At 73.9% G+C, this 10,751-nt stretch carries 2 protein-coding genes; both read right to left on the bottom strand.

Going from position 1 to position 10,751, the window contains the following annotated elements; all coding sequences use genetic code 11:
* The coding region (locus ABFY07_RS41955; RefSeq protein WP_346179504.1) for a type I polyketide synthase at positions 1 to 1,539 on the bottom strand (1,539 nt) is incomplete at its 3' end.
* Positions 1,540 to 1,623: 84 nt separating this feature from the next.
* A partial coding sequence (locus tag ABFY07_RS41950) for a type I polyketide synthase (RefSeq protein WP_428837112.1) occupies positions 1,624 to 10,751 on the bottom strand: 9,128 nt, incomplete at its 5' end.

Raw genomic sequence — 10,751 nt, 5'->3', positions numbered from 1 at the left:
ATCCGAGGCAGCAGCCACGAACTCCCGCAACCGCGCCGCCTGCCCCCGCACACCCTCGGCCGACCGGCCCGACACCACCCACGGCACCACACCCCCACCGGCCACCAACCCCACCGGACCCGACCCCGCCTCCGCATCCCCGGCCGGCTCCTCCGCCGGGGCCTGCTCCACGATCACATGCGCGTTCGTCCCACTCACCCCGAAGGACGACACACCCGCACGCCGCGCACGCCCCGTCTCCGGCCACGCACACCCCTCCGTCACCAACTCCACCGCACCCGACGACCAGTCCACATGCGGCGTCGGCTCATCCACATGCAACGTCCTGGGCACCACACCCCGCCGCATCGCCTCCACCACCTTGATCACACCGGCCACACCCGCGGCGGCCTGCGTGTGGCCGAGGTTGGACTTGACCGAGCCGAGGAGCAGCGGCCGGTCCCCGGGCCGGTCCTGGCCGTACGTGGCCAGCAGCGCGTGCGCCTCGATCGGGTCGCCCAGGGCCGTTCCGGTGCCGTGCGCCTCGACCAGGTCCACGTCCGCGGCGGCCACCCCGGCGTCGCTCAACGCCTGGCGGATGACCCGCTGCTGCGCCGGCCCGCTGGGCGCGGTCAGGCCGCTGGAGGCGCCGTCCTGGTTGACCGCCGAGCCGCGGATCACGGCAAGCACCCGGTGGCCGTTGCGGCGCGCGTCCGAGAGCCGTTCGACCAGCAGCAGGCCCACGCCCTCGGCCGCGCCCATTCCGTCGGCGGTGGCGGCGAACGCCTTGCAGCGGCCGTCCCGGGAGAGGCCCTGCTGCCGGCTGAACTCCGTGAACAGGTCCGGCGTCGACATCACCGCGACCCCGCCGGCCAGCGCCATCGAGCACTCGCCCTGCCGCAGCGCCCGCACCGCCAGGTGCAGCGCCACCAGCGACGACGAGCACGCCGTGTCCACCGTCACGGCAGGACCCGTCAGCCCGAAGCTGTAGGCGATACGGCCCGAGGCCACGCTGCCCGCCGTGCCCGTCATGGCGTGGCCCTCGACCTCTTCGGGGATCGCGGGCAGCCTGCTGCCGTAGTCGCGGAAGCTGGAGCCGATGAAGACACCGGTGCTGCTGCCCTCCAGGGCGTCCGGGGAGATTCCGGAGCGTTCGAACAGCTCCCAGGAGGTCTCCAGCAGCAGCCGCTGCTGCGGGTCCATGGCCAGCGCCTCGCGGGGCGAGATCCCGAAGAACCCGGCGTCGAACTCCCCGGCGTCGTGGAGGAAGCCTCCCTCGGCCACGTACGAGGTGCCGGGGCGCTCGCCGGTCACGTCCACCAGGGCGGCCGGGTCCCAGCCGCGGTCGGCGGGGAGCCCCGTGATGGCGTCGCCCCCTTCGGCGAGCAGCCGCCACAGGTCCTCGGGTGAGCCGACACCGCCGGGGAAGCGGCAGCTCATGCCGACGATCGCCACCGGCTCGCCGCTCGCCGACTCCACGGCACGCAGCCGCGACTGGGTCTCCTTCAGCTCGGCTGTGACCCGTGTCAGGTAGTAGCGGAGCTTCTTGGCGTCATCCATGCTTGCGTGCCCCCGAGAGTGAGACGGACATAGGCGTGCGCCCGGGCGAGGGCGCCGGTCAGAGCCGCGACGGCGACAAGGGCTTCAGGAGATCCCGAACTCTTTGCCGATGTATTCGAAGATCTCGTCGTTGCTGGCGGATTCGAGGTCCTCGGCGGCGACGGCCTCCTCGCTCCCGGGGGCCGCGCCGGTGGCGGCGCGCAACAGGTGCCGCAGCCGCCCGGCCAGTTCCGTGCGGGAGGGGTCGCCGTCGGGGAGCCGGGTCAACAGCGCCTCGAGACGGTCGAGTTCGGCCGTGCCCGGCGCTGTCGCGGCTACGGAGTCCGCGGTCCGGCGGTCGTCGCCGAACAGTTCGGTGCCGAGGTGGCGCACAAGGTCGGTCACGGTCGGGTGGTCGAAAACGACGGTGGTGGGCAGCCTGAGACCGGTCGCGACGCTGAGCCGGTTGCGCAGCTCCACGGCGGTGACCGAGTCCAGGCCGAGTTCGAGGAACCGGCGCCGGAGCTCCACCGACTCGCCGGAGTCGTGACCGAGGACGTCGGCCACCTGGGCGCGTACGGCTTCGCGCAGCTGCCGCTCGCGCTCGGCCGGAGCCAGCCCGGCCAGCCGCTCGCGCAGCGGAGCGGTGACGGCGCCCTCGGCGGCCCCCTCAGCCGTGAGGACGGCGCGGGCCTCGGGCAGTTCGTCGAGCAGCCGGCTGGGCCGCGTCGCGGTGTAGGCGTGCGCGAACCTCTCCCAGTCGATGTCGGCGATCACGAGGCTGGGGTCGCCGTGGGCCAACGCGGCTTCCAGGGAGGCGAGGGCGCGCTCGGGCGGCAGCAGCGGTACGCCGTGCCGGGCGCTGGTCTCCCCGACCGCGTCCCGGTCGGCCATGCCGCCCTGCGCCCACGAGCCCCAGGCCACGGAGGTGGCCACGAGCCCCTGCGCGTGGCGGTGCTGGGCGAGCGCGTCCAGGTAGGCGTTTCCCGGCGCGTAGTTGCCCTGGCCCGCCATGCCCACCGTGCCGGCCAGCGACGAGAACAGCGCGAAGGCCGTGAGCCCGAGGTCCTGCGTCATCTCGTGGAGTTGCCAGGCGGCCCCCGCCTTGACCCGCAGCACCCGGTCGAGCTGCGCGGGGGTCAGTGTGGTGAGCGCCCCGTCGTCCAGCACGGCCGCCGTGTGCACCACCGCCGTCAGGGGAGAGTCGTCGGGCACCGACTTCAACAGGTGGCGCAGCGCGTCCGGGTCCGCCACGTCGCAGGCCGCCGCGGTCACCCGGGCGCCCGCCGCGGTCAGTTCGGCCTCCAGTTCGGCGTAGCCCGGGGCGGCACCGCCCCGCCTGCTGACGAGCAGCAGGTGCTCGGCGCCCTGGGCGGCCAGCCGCCTGGCGACCCGGCTGCCAAGGGCGCCGGTGCCGCCGGTGATCAGCACGGTACCCCTGGCCGGGGCCCAGCCCTCGGGCAGCGCGTCGCCGAGGGGCGCGCGGACGAGCCGGCGCCCGTAGGTCCCGGTCGGGCGGATCGCGACCTGGTCCTCGTCGCCCCCGGCCGCGAGCACCGCGCACAGCCGGGCGAGGACACGCTCGTCCGGCTCCTGCGGCAGGTCCACCAGACCGCCCCAGCGGGACGGCAACTCCTGTGCCGCCACCCGGCCGAGGCCCCAGGTCAACGCCTGTGCCGGGCTGGTGAGCGCGTCACGCTCGCCGGTGGACACCGCTCCCCGGGTGACGCACCACAGCGCCGCGTCCAGGCCGGACACCTCGAGTCGCTGCAGGAGCGCGAGGTTGTGAGCCAGGCCGGCCGGGACGGCGGGCCGGTCCGCGAGGGGCGTCACGTCCTCCGCGAGCAGCGACAGCACGCCGGCCGCCTCGGAGTGCGCGGCGAGCGCCGCGGCCCACGGCCCTTCCCCGGCCGTCCCCGTGTCGCCGACGTCACCGACGTCACCGATGTGCCCGGTGTCGCCGAGGACGAGCGGCTCGACCACGGCCCCGTGCAGGCGCAGCGTGTCGGCCACCGTCTCGTAGAGCGTCCCGCCGAGCTGGTCTCGGGTGACGGCCACCAGCCAGGTGCCGGACAGCGTCGCTTGGGGGGCGCCGGGCAGCGGCTTCCAGTGCGCCCGGTACCGCCACGAGTCCAGGGTGGCGGCCTCGGCGTGCCGCTTGTGCCACGCGGAGAGCGCGGGCAGTACGGCCGTCAGCTCGGGCCGCGACTCGTCGAGCCGCAGGGTCTCGGCGAGTCCCTCCAGGTCCTCGCGCTCCACGACCTCCCAGAAGGCGGCGTGCGGATCCGCGCTCGCCGCGGGGCGGGCCGGTGCCGTGTCGAACCAGTAGTGCCTGGTCTGGAAGGCGTAGGTGGGCAGCTCCACGCGGCGGGCACCGGTGCCCGCGAACACCGCCTGCCAGTCCGGTACGACGCCCCGCGCCCACAGGGCGGCCAGGGACGCCAAGAACCTCCGGGCGCCGCCTTCGTCGCGTCGCAGGGTGCCCACCGCGGTCACCTCCGCCGCCGTGGCCTCTCCCGCGTCCTCGATGGCGGAGGTCAGCACGGGGTGCGGGCTCACCTCGACGAAGGTGGTGTGGCCCGTGGCCATCAGCGCCTTGATGGTGTCGTGGAAGCGTACGGGCTCGCGCAGGTTGCGGTACCAGTAGTCGGCGTCGGCCGTGCCGTCACCCAGAAGCTCCGCAGTAACCGTGGAGTACATCGGCACCTGCGCCGCACGCGGCGCCACCGGCGCCGCCAGCTCCAGCAGGGCGTCCTTGATCGACTCCACCTGCGGGGTGTGCGACCCGTAGTCCACCGGAATCCGGCGCGCCCGTGTCCCCTCCCGCTCACAGGCCGCCATCAGCTCATCCAGCGCCGCGGCCTCACCCGCGACCACCGTCGACCGGGGACCGTTGACCGTCGCGACGCTGATCCGCCCCGTCCACGGCGCGATCAGCTCGTACGCCGCGGCCTCCGCCACCGGCAGCGACACCATGCCACCCCGACCGGCCAGCTCCCGCCCGATCAGCTGACTCCGCAACGCCACCACCCGCGCCGCGTCCTCGATCGACAACACACCCGCCACCACAGCGGCCGCCAACTCACCCTGCGAATGCCCCACCACGGCAGCGGGCTCCACCCCATGCGCACGCCACACCTCGGCGAGCGAGACCATCACCGCCCACAACACCGGCTGCACCACATCCACCCGCTCCAACGACGGCGCACCCGCACGCCCCCGCACCACATCCCCCGGCACCCAGTCCACATACGGCGCCAGCGCCGCAGCGCACTCCCCGAACCGCTCCGCGAACACCGGCGACACGTCCAACAGCCCCGTCGCCATACCCGCCCACTGCGAACCCTGACCCGGGAAGACAAACACCACACCATCGGCCGCGCCTTCCAGGGCGATACCCGAGATCACGCCGGTCGTCGGCTCACCCGTCTCCACGGCCTCCAAAGCGGTCAGCAGCTCGTCACGGTCGGAGCCGAGCACCACCGCCCGGTGCTCCAGGCCCGCCCGGGAGGAAGCCAGCGACCACCCCACATCCACGACGGACGCCTCGGAGGAAGCCACGAACTCCCGCAACCGCGAGGCCTGCCCCCGTACAGCCGCGGCCGACCGGCCCGACACCACCCACGGCACCACACCCCCACCGGCCACCAACCCCACCGGACCCGACCCCACCTCCGCGTCCCCGGCCGGCTCCTCCGCCGGGGCCTGCTCCACGATCACATGCGCGTTCGTCCCACTCACCCCGAAGGACGACACACCCGCACGCCGCGCACGCCCCGTCTCCGGCCACGCACACCCCTCCGTCACCAACTCCACCGCACCCGACGACCAGTCCACATGCGGCGTCGGCTCATCCACATGCAACGTCCTGGGCACCACACCCCGCCGCATCGCCTCCACCACCTTGATCACACCGGCCACACCCGCGGCGGCGGAGGTGTGGCCGAGGTTCGACTTGAGCGAGCCGAGCAGCAGCGGCCGGTCGGCGGGACGTCCTTGGCCGTATGTCGCCAGGAGTGCCTGGGCCTCGATCGGGTCGCCCAGGGTGGTGCCGGTGCCGTGCGCCTCGACCAGGTCCACGTCCGCGGCGGCCACCCCGGCGTCGCTCAACGCCTGGCGGATGACCCGCTGCTGCGCCGGCCCGCTGGGCGCGGTGAGGCCGTTGGAGGCGCCGTCCTGGTTGACCGCGGTGCCGCGGATCACGGCCAGCACCTGGTGGCCGGCGCGCTGGGCCTGGGACAGCGGCTCCAGGAGGAGCACACCGACGCCCTCGCTCCACGAGGTGCCGTCCGCCGCCGCGGCGAAGGGTTTGCAGCGACCGTCGGGGGCGAGCCCGCGCTGCTGGCTGAACTCGGTGAAGACGCCCGGGGTCGACATCACCGTCACTCCGCCGGCGAGCGCCATCGAGCACTCGCCCTGGCGCAGCGCCCGCACCGCCAGGTGCAGCGCCACCAGCGACGACGAGCACGCCGTGTCCACCGTCACGGCAGGACCCGTCAGCCCGAAGGTGTAGGCGATGCGGCCGGAGGCCACACTGCCCGCGGCTCCGGTGAACAGATAGCCGCCGGACTCCTGGGCGTTGGTGGCATCGGTGCCGTAGCCGTGCGGAACGAGGCCGACGAAGACGCCGGTCCTGCTGCCCCGCAGCGACGTGGGGTCGAGCCCCGCCCGTTCCATGGCTTCCCAGGAGGTCTCCAGCAGCAGCCGCTGCTGCGGGTCCATGGCGACGGCCTCGCGTGGCGAGATCCCGAAGAACCCGGCGTCGAACTCCCCGGCGTCGTAGAGGAACCCGCCCTGGTCGACATAGCTGGTGCCCACCCGCGAAGCGTCCGGGTCGTACAGCGCGCCGAGGTCCCAGCCGCGGTTGTCCGGGAGTCCGCCGATGGCGTCCTGCTCGTCCATCAGCAGCCGCCACAGGTCCTCGGGAGAGCGTACGTCGCCGGGGAAGCGGCAGCTGGTGGCCACGATGGCGATGGGGTCGTCGCCGGACGCCGTGCGGGCGGGCACGGCTGCGGAGTCCGGGTCGGGGCTCGTGGCGCCGAGGATCAGGTCGCGCAGATGCTCGGCGAGCGACAGCGGCGTCGGGTAGTCGAACACGGCCGTCGGCGCGAGGGTCTGCCCGGTGGCCGTCCCGAGCCTGTTGCGCAGGTCCGTGGCGGTCAGCGAGTCGAAACCGGAGTCCCGGAACGCCCGCCGGACCTCGACCTCCTGTGCCGAGGCCCAGCCGAGGACCGCCGCGGCCTGGCCGCACACCTCGTCCAGTACGACGCGCAGGCGCTGGGCGTCGGTGGGGGCGTCGAGCACCTTCTGCCGGAAGCCGTGGACCGGTTCGGAGAGCGGCGCCGAGGGCAGCTCCACCTGGACCGGCGCGCCGGCCGCCGCGGGCGCCAGCCAGTAACGGTCGCGCTGGAAGGCGTAGGTGGGCAGCTCGACCGGCTCGGTGCCGGCGGCGGCCGGGGCGAAGAGCGCGGGCCAGTCGGGCCGGATGCCCCGTATCCACAGCTGTCCGAGCGAGGTGAGCACCTGGTCGATGCCGCCCCGCTCGCGCCGCAGGGTGCCGACGCAGAGGATGTCGCGCTCGGCGGCGTGGCCGATGGTCTGCAGCGGGGTGGTCAGCACGGGGTGGGCGCTCGATTCCACGAACACCCGGTATCCGTCGTCCATCAGCGCGTGCGTCACCTCGGAGAACTGGATCGGCTCGCGCGCGTTCGAGTACCAGTACTCCGCGTCCAGCTTCAGCGTGTCGATGCGCTCACCGGTGACCGTGGAGTAGAAGGGGACACGGGCCGCCTTCGGGGCCGTCGGCGCCAGCAGTTCCAGCAGGTGTTCCCTCAGCGGCTCCACCTGGGGGCCGTGCGAGGCCACCGTCGAGGGCACCACCCGCGCCCGCTCGCCCCGGTCCCGGCACAGCTCGACGAACTCTCCGAGCTCGTCCAGCCCGCCGGCCACCGTGCACGCGTTCGGCCCGTTGATGCCGGCCACCGACAGGCCGGGCCGGCCCTCGATCAGCCGGCGTACGTCCTCGACGGGGAGCGCCACGGAGGCGATCGCGCCCCTGCCCATGAGTTCGTCCGCGAAGAGCCGGCTGCGCAGGACCACGATCCTGACGGCGTCCTCCAGGCTCAGCGCGCCCGCCACGAACGCGGCCGCGATCTCCCCCTGGGAATGGCCCACCACCGCGCCCGGCTCCACACCGAACGACCGCCACATCCGGGCCAGCGACACCATCACCGCGAACAGCACCGGCTGCAGGATCTCGATGCGCTCCAGCAGCTCGGGGTCGCCTCGCAGCACGTCCACCACCGACCAGTCCACGAAGGAACCGATCACCCGATCGCACTCCGCCATCGACCGCGCGAACGCCTCGGAGGACGCGAGCAGCTCCACTGCCATGCCGGCCCACTGGCTGCCCTGTCCGGGGAAGACGAACACCACGCCCCCGGGCTCGTCGGACGCCCGTCCGCTCAGCACATGGGCCGCGGACTCCCCCGCCCCCAGGGCGTCGAGCCCGGCCAGGAACGTCTCCCGGTCCTCCGCCACCACGACGGCGCGGTGCTCGAGCGCCGACCTGGTGGTGGCCAGGGCACGCCCCAGCTCCTCGTCCGTCACCCCGCTGCCGGCCGCGAACTCCCGCAGCCGTGCCGCCTGTGCGCGCAGTCCGGCCGCGGTGCGGCCCGAGACCACCCAGGGCAGCGCACCGCCGTGGCGCGCCGGCGGGGCGGGGGCCGGGTCGGCCGCGGGTGCCTGTTCGAGCACCGCATGGGCGTTGGTGCCGCTGATGCCGAACGAGGAGACACCGGCCCGCCGGACCGGGCTGGTCTCGGGCCAGGGGGTGCTCTCCATGGCCAGCCGCACCGCGCCGGTGGACCAGTCCACCTCCGGTGTCGGCCGGTCGACGTGCAGGGTGCGCGGCACCAGGCCGTGCCGGATGGCCAGCACCGCCTTGATGACGCCCGCGACGCCCGCGGCCGCCTGGGTGTGGCCGATGTTGGACTTGAGCGAGCCGAGCAGCAGCGGGCGGTCCTCGGGCCGGTCCTGGCCGTAGGTCGCCAGCAGCGCCTCCGCCTCGATGGGGTCGCCGAGCGCGGTCCCGGTGCCGTGTGCCTCCACCATGTCCACGTCGGCGGCCGTGAGCCCCGCGCTCGCCCAGGCGTCCCGGATGACCTGTTGCTGTGAGAGCCCGTTGGGCGCGGTCAGGCCGTTCGAGGCGCCGTCCTGGTTGATGGCGGAGCCGCGCACGACCGCCAGTACCCGGTGGCCGTTGCGGCGCGCGTCCGAGAGCCGCTCGACCAGCAGCATCCCGGCGCCTTCCGAGAAGCCGGTGCCGTCGGCGGCCGCGGCGAAGGCCTTGCACCGGCCGTCGAGTGCCAGCCCCTGCTGGCTGGTCAGCTCGGTGAAGATGCCCGGGGTCGACAGCACCGTGGCGCCGCCGGCGAGCGCCATCGAGCATTCACCGCGCCGCAGGGACTCCACGGCCAGGTGCAGGGCCACCAGCGAGGAGGAGCAGGCGGTGTCCACGGTGAGCGCGGGTCCGGTCAGCCCGAGCACATAGGCGATACGGCCCGAGGCGACGCTGGTGGTCTTACCGGTGAGCATCAGGCCGTCGAGCGTCTCCGGCGCCTCGTGCAGCCGGGGCCCGTATTCCTGGTCCATCGTGCCGACGAACACGCCGGTCCTGCTGCCCCGCAGCGTGTCCGGGTCGATGCCGGCGCGTTCCAGCAGCTCCCAGGAGGTCTCCAGGAGCAGCCGCTGCTGCGGGTCCATGGCCAGCGCCTCGCGCGGGGATATCCCGAAGAAGCGGGGGTCGAAATCCGTGGCGTGGTCGACGAATCCGCCGACCCCGGTGGAGACGCGGCCCTGGCCCTCCGGCCGCAGCAGGCGCTCCAGGTCCCACCCGCGGTCGTCGGGGAAGTCCGAGATCGCGTCCCGCTCCGCGGTGACGAGCCGCCACAGGTCCTCGGGGGAGGCCACTCCGCCGGGGAAGCGGCAGCTCATGGCCACGATGGCGATGGGGTCGTCCGCGGCGCCCGCCGTGCCGTCCCGGTCGGGCTCCCGCACCGTGACGGCCGCCGTGCGGCGGTTCCCGGTGCCGTCCCGTAAGGACTCCAGGTGTGCTGCCAGCCGGGCCGGGGTCGGGTACGAGAAGAGGGTGGCCATGGTCAGCCGCTCGCCCAGCACGGTGTTGAGCCGGCCCCGCAGGTCGCCGAGCATGACCGAGTCGAAGCCGAGGTCCTTGAACGACCGCCGTACGTCGATCTCGTCCGGCGTGCCGTACCCCAGCACCGCGGCGGTCTGGCTCCCTACGGCGTGGGCGACGTCCCGCGTCCCCTCGTGGGTCCCGTCCGCGCCGTCGCTGTGAGCGTCGGCCGGTACGGCCGCCTCGTCGTTCACCGACGCGGCCTCGGGGGCGGTGGCCGTCCCGTCCAGCCAGTAGCGGCGGCGCTGGAAGGCGTACGTGGGCAGCTCGACCCGGCGGGCGCCGGTGCCGGCGAACATCGCCTGCCAGTCGGGAGCGCCGCCGTGCGCCCACAGGGCGGCCAGGGAGGTGAGGAAGCGCCTGCCGTCGCCCTGGTCCCGGCGCAGGGTGCCGCCCGCGAAGACGTCCACGCCCGCCTCCTCCCCGGTCTCCTCGACCGGGGACGTCAGCACGGGGTGCGGACTCACCTCGACGAACCTTGTGTGGCCGGTGGCGATCAGCTCCCGTACCGTGTCCTGGAATCGCACCGGTTGCCGCAGGTTGCGGTACCAGTAGCCGGCGTCGGCCGTGCCGTCCGCCAGAAGCTCCGCGGTGACCGTGGAGTACATCGGCACCTCGGCGGCGCGCGGCGCCACCGGAGCCGCCAGCTCCAGCAAAGCGTCCTTGATCGACTCCACCTGCGGGGTGTGCGACCCGTAGTCCACCGGAATCCGGCGCGCGCGCACCTCATCCCGCTCACACGCCGCCATCAGCTCATCCAGCGCCGCGGCCTCACCCGCGACCACCGTCGACTCCGGACCGTTGACCGTCGCGACACTGATGCGCCCCATCCACGGCGCGATCAGCTCCTCGGCGACCGATTCCGTCACCGGCAGCGACACCATGCCGCCCCGCCCGGCCAGCTCCCGCCCGATCAGCTGACTCCGCAACGCCACCACCCGCGCCGCGTCCTCGATCGACAACACACCCGCCACCACAGCGGCCGCCAACTCACCCTGCGAATGCCCCACCACAGCGGCAGGCTCCACCCCATGCG

Origin of the sequence: Streptomyces sparsogenes subsp. cuspidosporus, from assembly GCF_039532705.1 — a bacterium.
Lineage (GTDB): Bacteria > Actinomycetota > Actinomycetes > Streptomycetales > Streptomycetaceae > Streptomyces > Streptomyces sparsogenes.
The sequence above is the reverse complement of the archived record's forward strand: the minus strand, read 5'-3'. Positions and strand labels throughout refer to the sequence as shown.